Source organism: Erwinia sp. 2186 (assembly GCF_057812255.1).
The window spans coordinates 2,656,943-2,677,919 of sequence record NZ_CM173824.1 but is presented as its reverse complement, the minus strand read 5'-3'; the positions used below and the strand labels follow the sequence as shown (position 1 = coordinate 2,677,919).

General features: G+C 56.8%; 17 protein-coding genes. 10 read left to right on the top strand and 7 right to left on the bottom strand.

Features of this window, described 5'->3' with window-relative positions; genetic code table 11:
• Positions 1 to 121: 121 nt before the first annotated feature.
• From ACXKZG_RS12325 to dalD, 3 genes are read right to left on the bottom strand one after another with little or no spacing between them, the layout of a single operon-like run.
• A complete protein-coding gene (locus tag ACXKZG_RS12325) occupies positions 122 to 1,414 on the bottom strand; it encodes an MFS transporter (RefSeq protein ID WP_488874935.1) in 1,293 nt (430 codons plus the stop codon).
• 53 nt (positions 1,415 to 1,467) lie between these two features.
• A complete protein-coding gene (xylB, locus tag ACXKZG_RS12320; RefSeq protein ID WP_488874934.1) occupies positions 1,468 to 2,937 on the bottom strand; it encodes a xylulokinase in 1,470 nt (489 codons plus the stop codon).
• 10 nt (positions 2,938 to 2,947) lie between these two features.
• Positions 2,948 to 4,342 (bottom strand): D-arabinitol 4-dehydrogenase, encoded by a 1,395-nt coding sequence (gene dalD, locus ACXKZG_RS12315; RefSeq protein WP_471721133.1) that lies wholly within the window; start codon positions 4,340 to 4,342, stop codon positions 2,948 to 2,950.
• A 170-nt stretch (positions 4,343 to 4,512) separates the two neighbouring features.
• Here dalD and ACXKZG_RS12310 point away from each other — a divergent pair, with 170 nt between their 5' ends.
• Entirely contained in the window at positions 4,513 to 5,466 is a 954-nt protein-coding gene (locus tag ACXKZG_RS12310; protein WP_488874933.1) for a sugar-binding transcriptional regulator, read from the top strand.
• 88 nt (positions 5,467 to 5,554) lie between these two features.
• Positions 5,555 to 6,127, top strand: coding sequence for a DNA endonuclease SmrA (gene smrA / locus ACXKZG_RS12305; RefSeq protein ID WP_488874932.1), 573 nt, complete (start codon positions 5,555 to 5,557; stop codon positions 6,125 to 6,127).
• A 12-nt stretch (positions 6,128 to 6,139) separates the two neighbouring features.
• On the opposite strand, the gene ACXKZG_RS12300 is transcribed toward smrA, so the two are convergent.
• Complete coding sequence (locus ACXKZG_RS12300; protein ID WP_488876266.1) at positions 6,140 to 7,063, bottom strand: LysR substrate-binding domain-containing protein; 924 nt, start codon at positions 7,061 to 7,063, stop codon at positions 6,140 to 6,142.
• Positions 7,064 to 7,360: 297 nt separating this feature from the next.
• On the opposite strand from ACXKZG_RS12300, the gene ACXKZG_RS12295 reads away from it, so the two are divergent.
• Positions 7,361 to 8,680 carry an MFS transporter gene (locus ACXKZG_RS12295; protein WP_134824053.1) on the top strand — a complete coding sequence of 440 codons (1,320 nt, stop codon included), beginning with the start codon at positions 7,361 to 7,363 and terminating at the stop codon, positions 8,678 to 8,680.
• A 97-nt stretch (positions 8,681 to 8,777) separates the two neighbouring features.
• Positions 8,778 to 10,133: a 2-oxoadipate dioxygenase/decarboxylase HglS gene (gene hglS / locus ACXKZG_RS12290; protein WP_488874931.1), complete on the top strand. Its 1,356-nt coding sequence runs from the start codon at positions 8,778 to 8,780 to the stop codon at positions 10,131 to 10,133.
• Positions 10,134 to 10,166: 33 nt separating this feature from the next.
• Here the strand turns inward: hglS and ACXKZG_RS12285 are convergent, their stop codons facing one another.
• Positions 10,167 to 10,601 carry a DoxX family protein gene (locus ACXKZG_RS12285; RefSeq protein ID WP_105759087.1) on the bottom strand — a complete coding sequence of 145 codons (435 nt, stop codon included), beginning with the start codon at positions 10,599 to 10,601 and terminating at the stop codon, positions 10,167 to 10,169.
• Between the two features lie 190 nt (positions 10,602 to 10,791).
• Between ACXKZG_RS12285 and ACXKZG_RS12280 the strand changes: the two genes are divergently transcribed.
• Both ACXKZG_RS12280 and ACXKZG_RS12275 read left to right on the top strand, forming a co-directional pair.
• A complete protein-coding gene (locus tag ACXKZG_RS12280; RefSeq protein WP_488876265.1) occupies positions 10,792 to 12,324 on the top strand; it encodes a carboxylesterase/lipase family protein in 1,533 nt (510 codons plus the stop codon).
• 219 nt (positions 12,325 to 12,543) lie between these two features.
• On the top strand, positions 12,544 to 14,211 hold the full coding sequence (locus tag ACXKZG_RS12275; RefSeq protein ID WP_488874930.1) for a methyl-accepting chemotaxis protein: 1,668 nt from the start codon (positions 12,544 to 12,546) through the stop codon (positions 14,209 to 14,211).
• Positions 14,212 to 14,229: 18 nt separating this feature from the next.
• On the opposite strand, the gene ACXKZG_RS12270 is transcribed toward ACXKZG_RS12275, so the two are convergent.
• Positions 14,230 to 15,078, bottom strand: a complete 849-nt coding sequence (locus ACXKZG_RS12270; protein ID WP_488874929.1) for a LysR substrate-binding domain-containing protein — start codon at positions 15,076 to 15,078, stop codon at positions 14,230 to 14,232.
• A 118-nt stretch (positions 15,079 to 15,196) separates the two neighbouring features.
• Here ACXKZG_RS12270 and ACXKZG_RS12265 point away from each other — a divergent pair, with 118 nt between their 5' ends.
• Both ACXKZG_RS12265 and ACXKZG_RS12260 read left to right on the top strand, forming a co-directional pair.
• Complete coding sequence (locus ACXKZG_RS12265) at positions 15,197 to 16,366, top strand: pyridoxal phosphate-dependent aminotransferase (protein ID WP_488874928.1); 1,170 nt, start codon at positions 15,197 to 15,199, stop codon at positions 16,364 to 16,366.
• A 22-nt stretch (positions 16,367 to 16,388) separates the two neighbouring features.
• A complete protein-coding gene (locus ACXKZG_RS12260) occupies positions 16,389 to 17,168 on the top strand; it encodes a transporter substrate-binding domain-containing protein (protein ID WP_013202043.1) in 780 nt (259 codons plus the stop codon).
• A 69-nt stretch (positions 17,169 to 17,237) separates the two neighbouring features.
• On the opposite strand, the gene pepT is transcribed toward ACXKZG_RS12260, so the two are convergent.
• Positions 17,238 to 18,470 carry a peptidase T gene (pepT, locus tag ACXKZG_RS12255; RefSeq protein WP_488874927.1) on the bottom strand — a complete coding sequence of 411 codons (1,233 nt, stop codon included), beginning with the start codon at positions 18,468 to 18,470 and terminating at the stop codon, positions 17,238 to 17,240.
• 194 nt (positions 18,471 to 18,664) lie between these two features.
• Between pepT and ACXKZG_RS12250 the strand changes: the two genes are divergently transcribed.
• Entirely contained in the window at positions 18,665 to 19,093 is a 429-nt protein-coding gene (locus ACXKZG_RS12250) for an OsmC family protein (protein ID WP_013202045.1), read from the top strand.
• A gap of 281 nt (positions 19,094 to 19,374) precedes the next feature.
• Complete coding sequence (locus ACXKZG_RS12245) at positions 19,375 to 20,967, top strand: ABC transporter substrate-binding protein (RefSeq protein ID WP_013202046.1); 1,593 nt, start codon at positions 19,375 to 19,377, stop codon at positions 20,965 to 20,967.
• Positions 20,968 to 20,977 lie beyond the last annotated feature (10 nt).

Genomic DNA, 20,977 nt, shown 5'->3' with positions numbered 1-20,977 from the left:
GGGGTCAATTTTAACATTTTTTAGTCACAGAAGGGAACTGATCCGAGCAGTTTTAGCCATATAAAAAGAAGGGATGCTGTTTAAATTTGCATCCCGTTGAATATATTGATTTTAATCAAACCTAAGGCTTATCCACTGCGGTAATGCTGCCCGAATAGTGCTTTGTTTTACTCTTTTCGTTCACGCGAGCAGGTTGTTCTACTTTTATGATTAGCGTCAAGATCCCCGCAAACAGGTACAAACCGGTATAGGTCCAGACAACCCCGACGATATCAAAGAAGGGCAAAACCAGCGAGGCGATCGCCGGAGCTAAAAAGTTACTCAACCCGGCAGACAGGTTATAAATCGAAATGGCCGCACCTTTATGTTTCGGTTCCAGCACCGGGAATACCGCGGTCATCGGTACAAACGCGGCAACCGTAATCCCTAACATCACTGCCGGGATCATCGCCACCCAGTAATTGTGGCCAAAGGTGACCGGCAGATAGTAAAACGCCAGGCTGGACAGGGCGCAACCCAGGCAACCGAACCAGCGAACCTGACGGATCCAGCCGATATATTCTCCCAGCACGCCCCACATAATATTGGTGAAGATGGTGATAAAGAAGAACACCGCCCAAATCTGCAGCCACTCCGACATGCTAAAGCCCAACCGGCCGACAAATAGCATCGGCATGATCACCGCAAAACCGAACAGCGACAGGGTATTGATAATGCGGATCAGGCATGCGAGGAAGATATTGCGGTTGGTGAACAGAATCGTCACCGCTCGGGAGAGCTCGGTGAACTTCTCCCGGGTGGTCAGATTGGTCTTTTCACTTTCGCCACCCACTTTGCGCAGCAGCACCATCGCCATGACGCCGCCGACCACCACCCAGGCAATTGCGAACCACAGCGTGCCGGTTTCGCCTATCCATGGAATGGTGAAGCTCGGCAGATAGCTGCCAATACAGCCAATGCCCACCGAGTACATCGCCCAGAACCAGCCCATCGCCGATGAAAGCTGATGTTTAGGAACGTTTTGCACCACCAGCATCACAAACGAGTAGATAAACAGCGGATACGCCAGCCCACGGATGCCGTAGAACAGCAACATCAGCGGATAGTTACGCATGCCCAGTCCGAGGGTCATAAACAGGATATGCATCACCACCCAAAGGATGAAGCCAATGCGCATTGCGCGCTGTGGGGTGATAATTTCTGCCACCACACCCGAGCTCCAGGCCGCCAGCGCCGCCGCCGCACCGTAAATCGTGAACACCAGAGCGGACTCTGCCGGGCTGAATCCGAGGTCGGTGATGTGTTTTGACAGGAAGGCCATTTCGAAGCCGTCGCCACTCATAAACACCGCAATGGCGATATAACCCCAAATCAAAGACAAGGGGAGGCCGAACCAGTTTTTTGCTGATTGCATGATGATTCCTCTAAGGCGTGCAGGGCCCGGACGGACTTGGCGTCCGGGATGATTTAGAAACCGAGTGCGCGAGCCTCGCGCTGTTGTTGATAGAGCAAGCGGAAATAAGCCAGCCGCTTTTGCAGCCGTTGATGGCGGCCAGCCTCAGGCAGATAGCGGGTTAATTCGGCAGGCTTGCGGCAGACCACGGCTTCGTCACCGCCATCAGCCAGCCAGCCTAATCGCGCGGCGCCCAGCGCACCGCCAGCTTCACCGCCCTGATGGGTAACAATCGGGATATTCAGCGCGTCAGCCAGCAGTTGCGCCCACCACGGACTGCGGGCGCCGCCGCCGATCAGTGAACAGCTGTTGATGCGGGTGCCCGCCTCCTCCAGCACCTGCAGGCCGTCAGCCATGCCAAAGGTCACGCCTTCCAGCACGGCATAGGCCAGTGAGGATCGCTGGGTGGCGTGCGTCAGCCCATGAAACGATCCTGTCGCCTGCGGGTCGTTGTGCGGCGTGCGTTCGCCCGATAAATAAGGCAGAAACACCGGCGCGTTGCGCTGTTCAGCAGCACTTAAGGTCGCCACTTCCGCTAACAGCGTGGTTTCTGACGCTCCCAGCAGATCGCACAGCCAGCGCAGCGCACTGGCAGCCGTCAGCATCACGCTCATCTGGTGCCAGCGCTCAGGTAACGCATGGCAAAATGCATGGACCGCAGACGCCGGATTAGGGCGGAAGCGATCGTTAACCGCGAACAGCACGCCGGATGTACCCAGAGAGATAAACGCATCGCCCGCATTGACGGCGCCAATGCCCACCGCGCTGGCCGCATTGTCACCGCCGCCGCCGGCGATGATCACCTCATCACGCAATCCCCACTGGCGGGCCAGTTCCGGTTTGAGTTTTCCCGCAGGTTCAGATCCTTCAACCAGGCGCGGCATATGATCGCGGGTCAGGCCACAGGCAGCCAGCAGGCTGTCGGACCAGTCTCTCTTCGCCACATCCAGCCAGAGGGTGCCCGCCGCATCCGACATATCACTCAGTTTCTCACCGCTCATTTTCCAGCGCAGATAGTCTTTTGGCAGCAGGACGCTGGCCGTCTGGGCGAAAATTGCCGGTTCATGGCGCGCCACCCATAACAGCTTGGGCGCGGTAAAACCGGGCATCGCCAGATTGCCGGAAATCGCCGACAAATCGGTGGCTACGGCCATCAGCGCCTGACATTCTGCGACACTGCGGGTGTCGTTCCATAAAATGCACGGACGCAGCACCCGATTATCACCGTCAAGCAGCACGGCGCCATGCATCTGGCCGGAGAGTCCTATCGCACGGACGCTGGCCCAACGTTCGCCGACTTTTGAACGCAGGCTGCTGACCGCCTGTTGCAGCGCCTGCCACCATTCAGCCGGATCCTGTTCAGACCAGTGTGGATGAGGGCGCTGCACCGTGAGTTTCGCGCCTGAAGTGGCGATAATCTCACCATGCCGATCGATCACCAGCGCCTTGATTTCCGACGTTCCCGCATCAATTCCGAGATACATAACCGGCTCCTTATTCGCTTACCGGCTGCGGATGTCTGGCCCAGCTTTGCAGGCTGGCGACCGAACGCTCCAGTAACGCGGCAAACTCTGCGCGCTGTGACAACGGCCCAAACAGGGTGGCATCGGCGGCATAGCGCGCCAGCGCATCCTTATGGCTGAACATCTCATGGCGTGCCGCTGCATCAAGAGCACCGTCCTGATAGTCATAAGGCAGATCCTGTTGATGCCAGCGTTGCAGGAACAGGAAGAACAGCGCCGGGAGCAGCGAGGTCGCGCGCGGCGTTTCGCCCCGTTGGTAGGTTTCCATCAGGGTGGGGGTAATAAAACCAGGGATCTTCGAGAGACCATCGGCGGCCACGCGCTGGTTAGTGTCGCGAATATACGGATTCGCAAAGCGGGCCAGCACCACGTCGCGATAGTTCTCAAGATCTAACGGGCTTGGCAACAACGACGGGATCACGTCCTGAGTGACATACTCCCAGGCCATCTCTTTAATTTCCTGGGTCTGAGTACTCTGGTGAATAAAGTCCTGCCCGACCAGCGTCCCGGCCCAGGCAATGCAGCTGTGGCTGGCGTTCAGGATGCGGATTTTGGCTTCTTCCCATGGCAGCACGGAGTCGACCATCTCCACATTGACCTTTTCCAGCGCCGGTCGTCCGGCGGCAAAGTCATCCTCAATTACCCACTGGATAAAGGCTTCCGCCATTACCGGCGCGTTATCGGCAAAACCGGTGGCGTCCAGCACGCGCGGCGCGATATCGGCAGTCGGACGCGGCGTGATACGGTCGACCATGGTATTGGGCGAGGTGGTATTTTCCGTAACCCATGCCAGTAAAGCCGGCTCGTTGCGCAGTTTAAGGAAGGTGAGGAAACCCTGGCGGAAACGTTCGCCGTTATGCCGCAGGTTGTCGCAGTTAAGCAACGTCAGCGGATTGCCGTGCGCGGCCATGCGGGCCAGCAGTACGCGGGTCAGGGCACCATAAATCGTCCGTGCCTCTCCCCGCAGATCGGCTTTGATATCCGCATGCTCAGGGTCTAACTGGTGATCGTTATCCAGAAAATAACCGCTCTCGGTCACGGTAAAGGCAATCACTTTAGTACGCGGGTCGGCGCCTTGCTTGATCAGCCCTTTAAGCTCCGCGTCCCACGGCACCAGGGTTTTAATTGAGGTGATTTTCTCATACTGACGTTCCCCTTCCGGGGTGACGGTTTCCAGCGTGTACTCGCCATTTTGCGCGGCCAGCGTGTTAAACAGCGGTACCGCATCATCGCGAATATTGCTGAGCGCAATCTCCCAGCGGCAGTCACCCTGAGCCATCAGGCGATGCAGATACCAGGCCTGATGGGCACGGTGAAAGGATCCTGCACCAATGTGCAGCCAAATCGACGGGGTCGCAGTGGTCATCATTCTCTCCTGATTTTGGGCTTTTGCTCTCAAAGGGGGCTTTTGCCTGATGCGTTATAGCCTGCGGATTCTGCGCTCGACTGTCTGCGGGATAGATCACAAAATTTGCTTTTGCCCGATGGTCGGGCAATTATTCAGAGTAAGCTGGAAAAAAATCGCGGAGCAACGGAATGAGTAAGCACAATAAGAAACTGGATCAGGCTGCCAGAGCCGCCTGGATGTATTACGTCGCTGGCGAAACCCAGCACGACATTGCCGACAAGCTCGGCGTATCACGGCAGGTGGCCCAGCGTCTGGTGGCGCTGGCGGTAGAGGAGGGCCTGGTGAGCGTCAGCATTACCCATCCGGTGGCTGACTGTATGACGCTGGCCGAACAGTTGAAAACCCGGTTCAATCTGCAGGTCTGTCAGGTGGTACCGTCGGCGGGAGTGGATGGCGAAGGCTTGCAGCAGATGATCGCGGTTGCCGGCGCGGAAGTGATGGCACAAACGCTGAAGCTGGAAGACGCGCAGACCATTGCTGTCGGCTCGGGCCGCACCTTGCGGGCAACCATTGATGAGCTGCCCGAGTTTGACCGGCCGCAGCACAGTTGCGTGTCACTGATTGGCGCAATTGCCAGTGATGGTTCCTGTACCCGCTATGACGTACCGCTGTGGATGGCGGAGAAAACCCAGGGCCGCTATTTTATTCTGCCTGCGCCGCTGTATGCCGACAGCGTAGAAGACCGCGATCTGTGGTGTAACCACCGCATCTATCGCACCGTCACCGAAAAAGCGGCCAGTGCCGATATCATGTTCGTTGGCATCGGGCAGGTTGCCGCAGGCTGCCCGCTGAATGCCGACGGCTTTATTACCGACAGCCAGGTGAGTACGCTGGAATCGCTTAAGGTGGCGGCAGAAATGCTTGGGCACTTTATCGGTGAGGATGGCCAGCGGGTGCCAAGCGAGTTAGATCGGCGGCTGACCAGCGTGGAACTCACCGCGCAGACGCAACGTAAAGTGATCGCCTTTGCGGGCGGTGAGGACAAGCATAAAGCGATCGCCGCCGCATTACGGGGACGCTGGGTGACCGGGCTGATCACCGATGAGGCCAGCGCCCGTTACGCGCTTTCGCGGCAAGATTAAGGGGATAGCTTCCGGCGAGACTTTTGCTAAACTTGCTGGGTGGAGCCCTTCTCCACCTCCGTTTTTTTGACCTCCGGGGGACCGCAAGATGAATCTTGACGAGCAGGATCTGTTTAAAGATGCGATGGCAATGGACGACGTTAAGCCGCTAAAGGATTGCGCCAATGTTCACTGGTTGAAATCCCCCTCAACCAAATCACCCCGCAACACCCTGGAAGACCTGCAGCTGGATAATCCTCTGACCAGCGGTTTTCTCACCATTATTCCGCGCGAAACGCCGTTAGAATTCAAGGCCGAAGGTATTCAGCAGGGCGTTCTGGATAAGCTGCGCCACGGAAAATATCCCGCCAACGCCACGCTGAATCTGCTGCGGCAGCCGGTGGAAACCTGCCGACAGACGCTTTACAGCTTTATGCTGCTGGCCGAGCAGGAGAACTACCGCAATCTGCTGATTGTGCACGGTAAAGGGCGGGAAGATGGTTCACATGCCAACATCGTGCGCAGCTATCTGGATCGCTGGTTGCAGCAGTTCGATCTGGTACAGGCTTACTGCTGCGCGTTGCCGCAACATGGCGGCAGCGGGGCCTGTTATGTGGGATTGAAGAAAACCGAGCAGGCCCGGCAGGAAAACCGCGAACGCCACGCCAAACGCAGTCGTTAAGCCTTAAGCTGGCTACCCTGAATGGGATTTACGCACGGTAGCCAGCAGCACTTCTGCGCTAAGGCTTAACGGTGCGCCGGTACAGGTAATGATGCCCACCGATTCACCAGGCCCGTGCGACGCAATCGGCAACGCGGCCAGCGACTGATGCAGCAAATCCTCTTTGATCGCGCCCGACGGCACAAACCAGACGTAGTTGTAACGCAAGGCAAGCTGCCGGGCGAGGGACGTCGCCGACGTTTCCACCAGCGTGGACGGTAAGCGGCAGCCCTGTTCTTTGATCATCTCATCCGCCAGACGCCGGGGTGCCGTGCCTTCCGGCGAAATCACCACCGGCCAGGACAAGGCTTTGGACAGCGTGACGTTGTCACTCAATAGCGGATGATCGGGCCGCACCACCAGCCGTAAATTTTCCATAAACAGAAGTTCATAGGTCAGCCCGGTCATCATTTCCGGATCGGCCATGCGACCGATGCCGACATCAAATTCTCCGGCTCTCAAACCGGCAATCAGCACGTTATTGTGCAAGGTAGCCACCTGAACAATCGCCTGAGGTTGCAGCTGGTGGAAGCGATCCAGTATCGACGGCAGCATCCCCAGCGCCACGGTGGTCAACACGCCCACGCGCAGCACCGCCGGCTGATCAATCTCTGCCGGGCTGAAGGATTGTCCGGCGTGATTGAGCGCATCGAGGATCCTCAACGCATGGGTCAGGAACTGCTCGCCCATAGTGGTTAACTGCGCGCCCAGCCGCCCGCGATCGAATAACCGTGCACCGGCCAGCTCCTCAAGTTCGTTAAGGGTTTTGGACAGCGCAGGCTGGCTCAGCGACAGCGTTTCGGCGGCACGACCGAGCGTCCCTTGCTGAGCAACGGCGACAAAAGTGTGCAGATGGCGCAAGCGAATGCGCTGATTAAACAGGTAATTTTTATCCATAACCCAGCGTAAGTAGCAGGCCAGCCAACTGGCAAGGCGCATAAGAGAGATTTGTTAACCTTATTGCAAAATTTAGTTAACATTTACGGCTTTTGCACAGTTTTCCATCACTTTTAACCGCGTTCATAGCGGCTAAGTATCAAAGCGCATTATCAAACCGGCCTTTATTCACCGCTGTCGTAACGGTTGTTCCTTAATAAGACAGGTCAACACGCAGACAATCCGTTATCATAGCCGACAATTTTTTTCAGGAAACGTCGCCAGCCCCTGACTGCTGCTGGCCCATGGAGCGCTAACGTGGAGAGTACCGCTGCGATTGATGTGCGTGCCTTAATTAATCAAGGCAGCATCAGCCGTTACCAGCAAAGGATTATTGCCCTGTGCTTCGCCGTGGTGGCAATGGACGGCATGGACATTGCCCTGATGGGGTTTATTGCACCGGCGCTGAAAAGTGACTGGGGCGTCAGCACTCATCAGCTTGGGGCGGTGATCAGTGCCGCACTGATTGGCCTGGCGCTGGGGGCGATGCTGGCAGGTCCGCTGGCCGACCGGTTTGGCCGTCGGGTGGTGATCATCAGCAGCGTGTTCTTCTTCGGCTTATGGACGCTGATGACCGCGCTGTCGCACAACGTCGATCAAATGATGCTGTTCCGCTTCCTCACCGGGCTGGGGATGGGCGCGGCAATGCCCAATGTCGGCACGCTGGTGGCGGAATACTCTCCTGAACGTAAACGCGCCTTCATTATCACCGTGGTGTTCTGCGGCTTCACCTTTGGTGCGGCGGGCGGCGGATTTGCGGCGTCGTGGTTGATCCCCACCTTCGGCTGGCATGCGGTGCTGGTGGTGGGCGGAATTTTACCGTTACTGATGGTGCCGATCCTGCTGAAGGGATTGCCGGAATCGGTGCGGTTTCTGATCGCCAGACAGGCGCCCGCTGAACGCATCCGCCAGATCGTCGCGAAAATGGCACCGGACCAGGCGCTGAACGGGCGTCAGTTCGCCATGGCGGAAAAACCGCAGTGCCACGGCGCGGCGCGGCTGGTGTTGAGCCGTCCTTACCTGCTGGGCAGCACGCTGCTGTGGGGCGCCTATTTTATGGGGCTGTTCCTGGTGTATCTGATCGGCAGCTGGTTGCCTTCGCTGGTGAAAGACATGGGGATGACGGTCACGCAAGCGGCGCTGGTCACCGCGATGTATCAGGCAGGCGGCACGGTGGGTTCGCTGTTTGCGGGCTGGATGATGGACCGCTTCAATGCCAACCTGGCGCTGGCAGCGATCTATTTTACCGGTGCCATCGCCACGGTGGCGATTGGCTTTGCCCCAGCCCACACGCTGGTGCTCAGCCTGGTGGCCTTCTGCAGTGGTTTTTGCCTGAATGGCGCCAATACCGGAATGAACGCGCTGTCTGCCAGCTATTATCCCACTCACGCCCGTGCCACCGGCTCCAGCTGGATGCATGGCGTCGGGCGGATTGGCGCGATCCTCAGCGCGTTTGCCGGCGCGCAAATGCTGTCGATGGGCTGGAACATCACCGAAGTGTTTAGTAGCCTGGCGATCCCGGCGGTGCTGACCTCATTACTGCTGCTGGCGAAATACCGTTACGGCTACCGTCGCTAACCCGCAATCCCGGGGCCGATCACAAATTACCAATAATTTTTTCCGGCTCCTGCGCTTTCCAGTAATCTGACTGCATCACTGCAATAAGGGTCAGAAAATGGAAAGTAGATGGGTGTCTGCCGATAGCCTTCGCGCCGGGTTTGCCAGTGCGATGTCGGCGATGTATCAGCAGGAGGTGCCGCAATATGGCACGCTGTTGAAACTGGTCTCACAGGTTAATGCCGAGGTGCTGGCGCAGAATCCGGCCCTGAAACAGCAGCTTGAGCGGGACAATGAGCTGTCGCGGTTAAGCGTTGAACGCCACGGCGCAATCCGGGTGGGCACCGCGGCTGAACTGGCTATGTTGCGGCAGGTGTTTGCCATTATGGGCATGTATGCGGTCGGCTATTATGACCTTTCTCAGGCCGGGGTGCCGGTTCACTCCACGGCGTTTCGTCCGCTGGACGATGACGCGCTGAATGCCAATCCTTTCCGTCTGTTTACCTCGTTACTCCGCCTGGAACTGATCGACGATCCTTCCCTGCAGCAGCAGGCGGCAGAAATTCTGGCCGCGCGCGATATCTTCACGCCGCGCTGCCGTGAACTGGTCAGGCTGCATCAGCAGCAGGGCGGATTGACCGAGCAGCAGGCGGAAGAGTTTATTCCGCAAGTGCTGGAAACTTTCCGCTGGCATCAGCAAACCACCGTTGACCAGGGCACCTATCAGGCCTTACTCGACCAGCACCGTCTGATCGCCGATGTGGTCTGTTTCCCCGGCTGCCATATCAACCACCTGACGCCCCGCACGCTGGATATCGATCGCGTGCAGGCGCTGATGCCAGACGCGGGCATCACGCCGAAAGCGATCATCGAAGGGCCGCCGCGTCGCGAGGTGCCGATCCTGCTGCGGCAGACCAGTTTTAAAGCGCTGGATGAGGCGGTGCGTTTTCGCAACGCGCAGCAGGGCACGCACACCGCCAGGTTTGGCGAGATTGAACAGCGGGGCATTGCGCTCACTGCCAAAGGCCGCGAGCTGTACGATCGCCTGCTGCATGAGAGTGAAACGGGCACTGACAACCGCGTTCACCAGCAGAAGCTGGGCGACATTTTCCAGGCCTTCCCGGATGATGCCAAAACCTTACGCGTGCAACAGCTGGCCTGGTTTACCTTCCGCCTGAGCGAAAAGGGCCGCGCGCATCCTGAGCAGATTGCCGCGCAGCAAAATATCGAGACTTTACTGGATGCGGGGCTAATCAGCGCCACGCCAATGATCTATGAGGATTTCCTGCCGGTCAGTGCCGCCGGGATCTTCCAGTCCAATTTAGGCAGCGAAACCAAAGCACGGAGTCAGGGCCACAGCAGCAAAGCGGAGTTTGAAAAAGCGTTAGGCGCGGCGGTGCAGGATGAAATTGCACTCTATGCCCAGCGGCAAAAAGCCAGTCTGGCGAGGTGTGGTGTGACGCAGATGCGCTAAAAAAACCGGGGCATGAGCGCATGCCCCGGTTTTTTACTGTAAACGTGGATTTTTTATTAGCGCATATTTACCCGCGCCGAGGAACATAATCGCCAGCGCACCAAACAGGTAAAGCGCCTCGCCTTCCAGCGCCCAGGCCCCTACGTTGGTACGGTCCCAAATCGCGCCGGTTTTGACCAGCAGCGTGGCCACCACCAGATTCACCGCAATCACAAATGCGGCCGGACGGGTCATCAGACCGATAATAATCATAATCGGGGCAACAATTTCCCCAATATACGCGCCGTATGCCACGAAGCCGGGTATGCCATGCGGTTTCAACATATTGGCAATCCAACCGACGCCATGGATTACCTTAAATTCGCCATGAAACAGCAGCAAAATGCCAAAGGTCAGGCGCAGCACCAGCTTGCCGAAATCAGGACGATCGGTCAGGCGGGAAAATCCATTATTCAGGGCCGAAAACATGGTCAAATCCTTTCAGATAAGGGGAGAGGAAAACATAATCAAAAATGAACAGCGATGAAACTCAAATCCTCTGAATCTCTCTTTCAATCGATTTGCTGTCCGCTCAGCATAATCTGCAAATGGCCGCAAAGATTGGACTTTCGTCTCACGGCTGCAAATAATGATTAGCAGGCTATTTCAGGATGAGATGATGAGACACGATCGTTTGTTAAGGACCAGTACCGCGGAAGGACGGCTTCGCGGAAGTCTAGAAGACGGTGTTTTTGTCTTCAGGGGCGTTCCCTATGCGTCACCACCCGTGGGTGCGTTACGCTGGCAGCCGCCTAAACCCGTCAAACCGTGGCAAGGTGAGCGTGATGCCACCGCCTGGGGAAATGCCAGCTGGCAGAACCGGGAATATTGTCTGGCGGTAGGCGGAGGCGATCCGGGTAACTTTAGCGAAGACTGTTTGTATCTCAACGTCTGGACTCCCGATCTGGAACCGGCTCGTCCACTGCCGGTGATGGTGTGGATCCATGGCGGCGGTTATGCCATGGGCGCGGGCGGTCTGGCACCTTATAACGGATTGCCGCTGGCTTCGCGCGGGGTGGTGATCGTCACCATCAACTATCGACTGGGCCATATGGGCTTTTTTGCCCACCCGGCGTTAGACAAAGAGTATCCGGCGGGTGAGGTGGTGAATAACTTTGCCTTGCTCGATCAGATTGCCGCGCTGCAATGGGTACAGCGCAATATCGCCAGCTTTGGTGGCGACAGCAGCAACGTCACCCTTTTTGGCGAATCTTCCGGGGCGCGAAGCGTTCTGTCCCTGTTTGCTTCGCCGTTGGCCGCCGGGCTTTTCCACAAAGGCATTGCCCAGAGCGCCTATACGCTGCCGGATGTTCCCCGCCAAAAAGCCCTCAACACCGGCGTCAGGCTGGCCAGCCATTTCGGGCTGGAACAGGCAACGGCCGGGCAGCTGAGGGAATTACCTGCTGACGCCTTCTGGCAGCTGGACAGCTCGCTGGCTAACGGGCCGGTGGCCATCGCCGGCGACTGTGTGTTACCGGAACCGATGCTCAGCGTCTTCACCGCCGCGAAACAGCTAAAACTGCCGCTGATGATCGGCAGTAACAGCGATGAAGCCAGCGTACTCAGCTACTTTGGCGTTGACCCGGCAAAAGTGATTGCCGGAGTACGCCAGACGCAGCGAATCGGGCTGCGGCTGAAAATGATCCGCATGATGTACGACGGCGTGTATGACGACAGTGAGCTGGGCCGACAGGTGGCCCGCGATATGACCTTCACCACCATGGGCTATATTGCCGCGCTGGCGCAGCACCGCAACGGCATGCCGGCATGGCGGTACTATTTCGATTATGTCTCTGAAAACGCGCGCGATCTGTATGTGAACGGCACCTGGCACGGTAACGAAATCCCCTACACGCTGGATACGCTGGACGCCTTCGGTGACGAGATAAGCGATCGACCGTTTACCGACAACGATCGGGCATTCGCCAAAAAGGTCAGCGACTACTGGCTGAGTTTTGCCCGGGATGCCAGCGCCTTCTCGCATCAAATCGAGGGCGAGATCAACTGGCCGGCCTGGCGTCCGTGGGAAGACAAGGTGATGCGCTTTGGCGTCAAGGGGCAGGCGGTGCTGAAGCTGGAAAAGCGCTTTATGCGCCGACGGACCCAGTTGTTCCGTCTGTTGATGAAAGGGATGGTGCGGTTAAACGACTAGTTGCGTAACATAATTATTTCCCCGCTAAATCGAATGTTCTGGCGGTTTTGACCTTAAATGACTTTGGCAGCAAGGACTTAACTGAATTGGAGGTCAGTCTAAGTTTTTGAATCGCCAGCGGATATCCCCTCAGTTTTTCTCACTCCGTGCCGATAATAGCGGATAAGCGCCCGATCTTTCAGGCGATGTAATCCGCATTAATACCGTTACGGAGTAGTTATGAACCTGTTAAAAAACTTTACCATCCGCAGCGTGATGCTCTGGATCCTCGGGCTGTTCTGCCTGATGTGGTCTGCCGTCGGCATGTACAGCGTCTATTCCCTCAATGCGCTGGGCCACGGTAATGAGGTCGATCGTGAACTGGTCAATCAGATGACCACCCTGAGCAAAGGCAACGATCAGTATTTCCGCTTTATCACCCGCCTGACGCGTGCCGTGGAGTCCCGCCAGTCTGGCAGCGCCTCTGCTGCGGCGGATATGGCGTCGGTGCAAAAGGCGCTCGATAACATGTCTGCGTTGCTGGCCGATTTTAAAGCCCAGTCACCGGGGCCGATGGATGCGGGCTATTCCGCAGCGGTGATCGGCAGCTGGCAAAAGCTGCTGGATAACGGCGTGCTGCCACAGATGCAGCTGGCACAGCAGGGCAATATGGATGCGTTTCGGCGCCAGGCGACCGGCGTCACGCCAGCCCTGAGCCGCGAGTTCGGAGCCACCGTCGACAAATTCAATCTGGCGGCGGGTCAGAAGCTGGATACCACCCGCGTTACCGTTGACCATCTGACCGATGTCACCAAAATTGTCATTGTGCTGTCGGTGATCGTCGGCCTGTTTATCTTACTGTTTACTGACCGCTACCTGGTCAAAATGCTGGTGCGTCCGCTCGACGGCATGCGTGAGCATTTCCGCCTGATTGCCGATGGCGATCTGAGCCATCCGCTGGAAGATATCGGTCGTAACTGCGTCGGAAAACTGGTGCCTCTGCTGCGCGCCATGCAGGACAGCCTGCGTGAAGCGGTGAGCGCCATCCGCAGCGGTACGGACAATATCTATCGCGGCGCGGCTGAAATCTCTTCCGGCAACAACGATCTCTCTTCACGCACTGAAGAGCAGGCTGCGGCGCTGGAACAAACGGCGGCGAGTATGGAACAGCTGACGGCCACGGTGAAATTTAACGCCGACAACGCCCGTCAGGCCAGCGACCTGGCGCAGAATGCCTCGGTCACCGCCAGCAAAGGCGGCAAGCTGGTGAATGATGTGGTCACCACCATGCAGGGCATCGCGGGCAGTTCGAAGAAGATTGCCGAGATCACCAGCGTGATCAACAGCATCGCCTTCCAGACCAATATTCTTGCGCTGAACGCGGCAGTTGAAGCCGCGCGGGCCGGTGAGCAGGGCCGTGGCTTTGCGGTGGTCGCCAGCGAAGTGCGTAACCTGGCGCAGCGCAGCGCCGGTGCAGCGAAAGAGATTGAAATGCTGATTGCTGACTCGGTTTCCCGCGTGGAAAAAGGATCGCTGTTGGTCGGTGAGGCCGGCAGCACCATGGACGCGATCCTCAGCGGCGTGGTCGAAGTGACTGAAATCATGAAGCAGATCGCCTCGGCTTCTGAAGAACAGAGTAAAGGGATTTCGCAGGTCGGTACGGCGATCACCGAAATGGACAGCGTGACCCAGCAGAACGCCTCGCTGGTGGAGCAGGTGTCGGCGGCGGCCAGTCAGCTGGAACGCCAGACGGAAGAGCTGACCCTGTCAGTATCGAAATTCCGCCTGTCGCCCGTGTCTGCCGCCGTGCCCGCACCGGCTGCCTATGTTAAGCCCGCCGGCGGTATGACGCGCGCGCTGACGGCTAAACCGGCGGCTGCGTCGGCAGATGAGTGGGTATCGTTCTAAGGGTTTTGCCCGCGGAGATCACCGCTGGCATAACCACGCCACCAATGCAGCCAGCTGCGGTGGCGCTTCTTCCGGCGGGCGCTGGATCAGACTGTAGACCGCGCCCGTTTTCACCGTCTCACTGAACGGGGCGATCAGCCTCTTCATCGCCAGATCCGCTGCGATCAGGGTCACATCGGCCACCGTCACGCCAAATCCCTGAATCGCGGCGCTGATCGCCAAATCCATGGTATCGAAATGCTGGTTGCGCTTCAGCAACACCGCTGACGGCTGCTGGCTTAACCACAGCTGCCAGTCACGCCCGTCGGCGGTGGGATGCAAAAAAGTGAAGCCTGAGAGATCGCTGACTGCCATCGGTTTTTCAGGCTGCAGGCTGGCGGCGATAACCGGCGTCAGCTCCTCATCAAACAACCGGCAACTGCCGGCCGGCTGGCTCCCGTAGAGGATCGCCACGTCATGATTATCCAGCTGGGTGCTGTGGTCGACGGTGCTGGTTAGCGAGACGTGGAGTTCGGGTTGCGCCTGCTCCAGCGCCACCAGTTTAGGCACCAGCCAGCGCATGGCACAGGTCGGTGCCTTCAGCCGGATCACGCCATGGGTTTTGCTGGCCTGTTCGGCCGCCTGCATCATGTGTTCGAAGGGGGTTTTCATTGCGGGAAGCAGGCTGGCGCCCTGAGCGGTGAGGGTCAGGCCACGGGCGTGGCGATCAAACAGCGCAAACCCCAGCCAGTTCTCAAGCGAAGCAATTTTGCGGCTAACGGCGCCCTGGGTGATGCACAGTTCCCCGGCAGCGCGGGTCAGATTCAGGTGCCTGGCAGTGACAATGAAGGCATGAATTGCATTGAGCGGGAGCGTGCACCGTGACATTGTTTGCCTCTGAGCTATGTTTAAAAGTCATAGCTATTATGACAACAATTCGCTTGTCGGCTCAAGTGTGCTCACGTTGAATAGAGACATTGCGCATTCCACCTCCAACGGAGACAGCATGACCATCAAATCCTCTGTACAGCAGCGTTCAAAATTACCGGATGTTGGCACCACCATTTTCGCCGTGATCGGCCAACTTTCTGCCCAGCATAACGCCATTAACCTGTCCCAGGGCGCACCCAACTTCCCGTGCGACGAGGCCTTGATCAACGGCGTCACCAAAGCCATGGAGCAGGGGCATAATCAGTATGCGCCGATGACCGGGCTGGGAGCGCTGAAAGAGGTGTTAGCCAGCAAGGTGCAGACGCTGTATGGCCAGAAGTATGACGCGGCCAGCGAAGTGCTGATCACCGGCAGCGCCAGCCAGGGGATTTATGCGGCAATCGGTGGTCTGGTGCACAGTGGCGACGAAGTGATCTTCTTCGAGCCGGCATTTGACAGCTATGCGCCGGTGGTTCGCTTGCAGGGCGGCGTGCCGGTCGGTCTGAAGCTGCAGGTGCCGGATTTCGCCATCAACTGGGATCAAGTGCGCGCCTCAATTACGCCGCGCACGCGGATGATTATCATCAACACCCCGCACAACCCGAGTGCTCAGGTGCTGTCGCGGGCCGATCTTGATCAGCTGGCGGCCATCACCCGCAACACCAATATCGTGGTGCTGTCCGATGAAGTCTATGAACATATTCTGTTTGATGGTCGCCAACATCAGGGCATGGCAACGCATCCGGAGCTGGCTCAACGCAGCGTGATCGTCTCATCGTTTGGCAAGACCTTCCACGTCACCGGCTGGCGTGTTGGCTATTGCCTGGCCCCGGCGGAGCTGATGGAAGAGATGGTCAAGGTTCACCAGTTTATGATGTATTCCGCCGACACCCCGATGCAGGTTGCCTTTGCGGATTACCTGCGCGAACCGGCTAACTATCTCGGACTGGGGGAGTTTTATCAGCGTAAGCGCGACATGCTGGGGGAATTGATGAAAGCGTCGCCATTTACGCTGCTGCCGTCAGCCGGTTCGTTTTTTATGTTGGCCAGCTATGCAGATTTCAGTGACGAATCTGACAGCGAAATGGTAAAACGTTTGATTGTTGATCACGGTGTAGCAACTATCCCACTTTCGGCGTTCTACACGGATGGTACTGACAATAAATTGATCCGTCTCTCTTTCGCAAAAGACGAAGCCACACTGAAGGCGGGCGCTCAGGCGCTGTGCCAGGTGAAGCCTCGCTAATAAATCTCCTGAGGGGAAGTTGATGAAGAAACTGAATGCACTGTTTGTGGCTGTAGGCCTGCTGTCTTCCATGTCTGCACTGGCGCAGGAAACGCTGCGTTACGGTCTGGAATCGCAGTATCCGCCATTCGAAAGCCGCAACGCCTCCGGTGAGCTGGAAGGGTTCGATATCGAGCTGGGCAAAGCGATTTGCCAGGCGGGCAATTTTAAATGTAGCTGGGTAGAAAGCAGCTTTGATGCTCTGATCCCGGCACTGGCGGCGAAGAAATTCGACGCCATTAACTCGGCGATGAACATCACCGAAGCGCGCATGAAAAGCATTGGCTTCACCAAACCGATTTACCGTATTCCAAGCCAGCTTATTGGCAAAAGCGGCTCAGGCCTGCAACCGACCGTTGACTCTCTAAAAGGGAAAAACATCGGCGTGTTGCAGGGCTCGGTGCAGGAAACCTTCGCCAAGAAGCATTGGGAACCGCAGGGCGTGACGGTCACCTCTTATCAGGATCAGAACCAGGTTTACAACGACATGGTTGCTGGCCGTCTTGATGGCACGCTGGTGATGTCCGCAGCGGGTCAGTCTGGCTTCCTGGAAAAGCCGCAGGGTAAAGGTTTTGCCTTTGCGGGTGGCGCAGTAGAAGACACGCAGATCCTCGGCGTGGGTATCGGTTTTGGCCTGCGTAAAGACGATGCCAAACGTAAGCAGGAACTGGATGCGGCTATCACCAAAGTTCAGGCTGATGGCACCGTGACCAAGCTGGCGGCGAAATTCTTCCCAGGCATTGATGTTGCGGTTAAAGAATAACGCGCGGGCGTGAAGTCGCGCTGAGAGGCAGAGTGAGAAGGGGCGAAGAAATTCGCCCCTTTTTTGTTTTTATTTCGCCGCCAGCAGGCAGAGCTGCTCTGCGACCAGGTAGGACTTCACAAATGAAGGCACCGGCAGGAACTCAAACTTCGAATGGAAGTTATGCGCACCGGTAAAGAAGTTTGGCGTCAGCAGCCCTTTAGCGGAAAGCGCCGCGCCGTCTGTGCCCCCGCGCATAGGTGTCACTTTCGGGGCGATATCCAGTGCTTCCAGGGCGGCAAAGATCAAATCAATGGCGCGACGATCTTCGCCGATCGCATTGCTGATATTGCTGTAGGTGTCGGTAATGGTAAATTCAACGCTACCGGTCGGGTACTGCTGGCGGATTTTCTCGGCCACATCGGCAATTTTCTGTTTACGCTGCTCAAATGAGGCCAGGTCAAAGTCACGAATTGAGGCCTTCAGCCGCGCCTCGTTGGCGTTGGCGGTCATATCGTTAAACCAGACATAGCCTTCGCGGCCTTCGGTATGTTCAGGGGTTTCAAAACGGTCGAACTCACCGACAAAATCCATTGCCATCAGCAGCGGATTGACCAGCACGCCCTTGCCGGACATCGGGTGTGCGGTCACGCCGGTCAGCCGGATTTCAGCCGCCGCCGCGTTAAAGTTTTCATACACCACTTCACCCAGCTCACAGCAGTCGATGGTGTAGGCAAAATCGACATCGAAGCGCGATTTCAGATCGAGGGCTTTCGCCCCACGCAGGCCGATTTCTTCATCAGGCACAAACGCCACCACGATATCGCCGTGCGGCGTGTCGTGAGTCAGATTTTCCATCAGCGTCATCACCACGGTGACCGCCGCTTTATTATCCGCACCCAGCACGCTGGTGCCGTCACTGAAGATTACGTCCTGGCCATGATAGGCATTGATTTCCGGGTGTTCCGCAGTGCGTAACCAGATATCTTCCTGCTGATTCAGGCACAGGTCTTTCCCTTCAAAGCGCAATGTCTGCGGATGGATATGTGGAGACAGGCCAACGTCGACGGTATCAATATGGGTGATAAAGCCGATGCGGGGTGCAGCAGGGCGGTTACCCGGTTTAACGGCGGTGACGGTGGCGAATTCATCAATCACCACATCCTGTAATCCCAGCTCACGCAGTTCTTCGGCCAGCATTTTCGCCATATTGTGTTGTTCAGGCGTGCTGGGCAGAACCTTAGCCGAGGCATCACTCTGGCTGGTGACGGCAAGGTAACGGTAAAAACGGGTGCTGAGCTGGCTGGCCAGTTGCTGATTCATCCTGTCTTCCTGTGTCTGTGTGGGGGTAAAGCGGATTTGTTATAACTATCAGAGAGTCAGGCTCAGGTCAAAGCCGGTGCGGAGAAATGACGGGACGGGCTGGTCAGTAAATAGCCAGTTGAAAGGCTTCTCCGGGCGAAGCGCTGAGAAGCCACTATACTGAATGTTCATGATAAACAAACAGGAGGACAGTCATGACCATTCATAAGAAAGGGCAGGCGCACTGGGAAGGCGATATTAAGCAGGGTAAAGGCACGATCAGCACCGAAAGCGGCGCGCTGAAAGAGCAGCCATATGGCTTTAATACCCGTTTTGAAGGCAAACCAGGCACCAACCCGGAAGAACTGATTGGCGCGGCCCATTCGGCTTGTTTCTCAATGGCGCTGTCGCTGATGTTAGGCAATGCAGGCTTCACCCCGGAAAGCATCGATACCGTAGCCGATGTGTCACTGGATAAGTCGGGTGATGGTTTTAAAATCACCAAAATTGCCCTGCAAAGCCAGGTCAAACTGCCGGGCATTGATAGCAGCAAATTCGATGAAATTATCAACCAGGCGAAAGCCGGTTGTCCGGTCTCTCAGGTGTTAAACGCTGAGATTACCCTCGAGTACAAGCTGAACTGATCCTTCAGTCTTCTTGACGCTCTGTGTTCCCTGCCGTCCGGTGGGGAACAGTCATTTTACCTCCGTCCTACCCTCACTTCTCATTGACTTCTCGTCAGACGCCACTCACTTTTCAGGCGGATATTTTACCGCTCCCGCGCGTAAATAATTTTCAATCATTTGAAATATAACCCAATCTTATGGTCAAAAATGCGTCTTTTTACTGGCTCCCTCAGGCGATAGCGATTAGATTGTTAACTGTTCAGGACAGACAATAAAAGCACTTTAAAGTGAGGATGGAGATGAGAAAATCAGTATTAAGGACGGCCGTTGCCGCGTTGGCATTGGTTGTGGCTTCTGGGGCCGCGGCGAAAACGCTGGTGTTCTGTTCGGAAGGATCGCCGGAAAACTTTAACCCGCAGTTATACACCTCAGGGACCAGCGTTGATGCCAGCGCCGTGCCGGTATACAACCGGCTGGTGGATTTTAAAGTGGGCACCACAGAACTGATCCCGAGTCTGGCAGAGAGCTGGGATATCAGCCCCGACGGCAAAACCTACACCTTCCATCTGCGAAAAGGCGTGAAGTTCCAGAGCAATAAAGCCTTCAAACCGACCCGCGACTTCAACGCAGATGACGTGATTTTCTCGTTTATGCGGCAGAAAGATCCCAAAAACCCGTACCACAATGTCTCTAACGGCACCTACGCCAACTTTGAAAGCCTGGAGTTTGGCTCGCTGATCCAGAATATTGAAAAAGTTGACGACAACACCGTGCGCTTTACGCTGGCCCATGCAGAAGCGCCGTTCCTCGCCGATCTCGGCTGGTACTTTGCCTCGATTCTCTCGGCTGAATACGCTGACGCGATGTTAAAAGCGGGCACGCCAGAGAAGGTCGATCAGGTGCCGATCGGGACCGGACCTTTTGAGCTGGTGCAGTATCAGAAAGATTCGCGCATCCTGTTCAAGTCCTTCCCGGAATACTGGCAGGGTAAAGCCAAGCTGGATCGGCTGGTATTCGCCATCACGCCGGATGCGTCGGTGCGTTTAGCCAAGCTGGAGAAGAACGAGTGTCAGGTGATGCCGTTCCCGAATCCCGCCGATTTGCCGCGCATGAAAGAGAATAAGGATTTGGTGCTGATGCAGAAGCCCGGCCTGAACACCGGTTTCCTCGCATTCAACACGCAAAAGCCGCCGATGGATAACGTTAAGGTCCGTCAGGCGCTGACCATGGCCATCAATAAGCCGGCGATCATTCAGGCGGTCTTCCAGGGAACCGGCACCGCAGCGAAGAATCTGTTGCCGCCGGGCGTGTGGAGTGCCGATCAGGATCTGAAGGATTACGACTACGATCCTGAGAAAGCCAAAACCCTGTTAAAAGAAGCCGGCATCAAGCCGGGCACCACTATCGAGCTGTGGGCAATGCCGGTTCAGCGTCCGTATAACCCGAACGCGCGCCGCATGGCGGAGATGATCCAGGCCGACTGGGCGAAAGTGGGCGTCAATGCCAAAATCGTCAGCTTTGAATGGGGTGAATACCTGAAGCGGGTGAAGGATGGCGATCATCAGGCCGCGCTGATGGGCTGGACCACCGCAACCGGCGATCCGGATAACTTCTTCGGTCCGTTGTTCAGCTGCACCTCGGCCAACGGCGGCTCGAACTCCTCGAAATGGTGTTACAAGCCGTTCGACACGCTGATCACCGAAGCCCGTAGCGAGCAGGATCATAATAAACGCATCCAGCTTTACCGCCAGGCGCAGCAAATCATGCACGATCAGGCCCCTGCGGTGATGATTGCCCATTCGACCATCTTTGAACCGGTACGCAAAGAGGTGACCGGCTATGAGATCGATCCGTTTGGCAAACATATCTTCTATCAGGTTGATATGAAGTAATGCCGGTGGC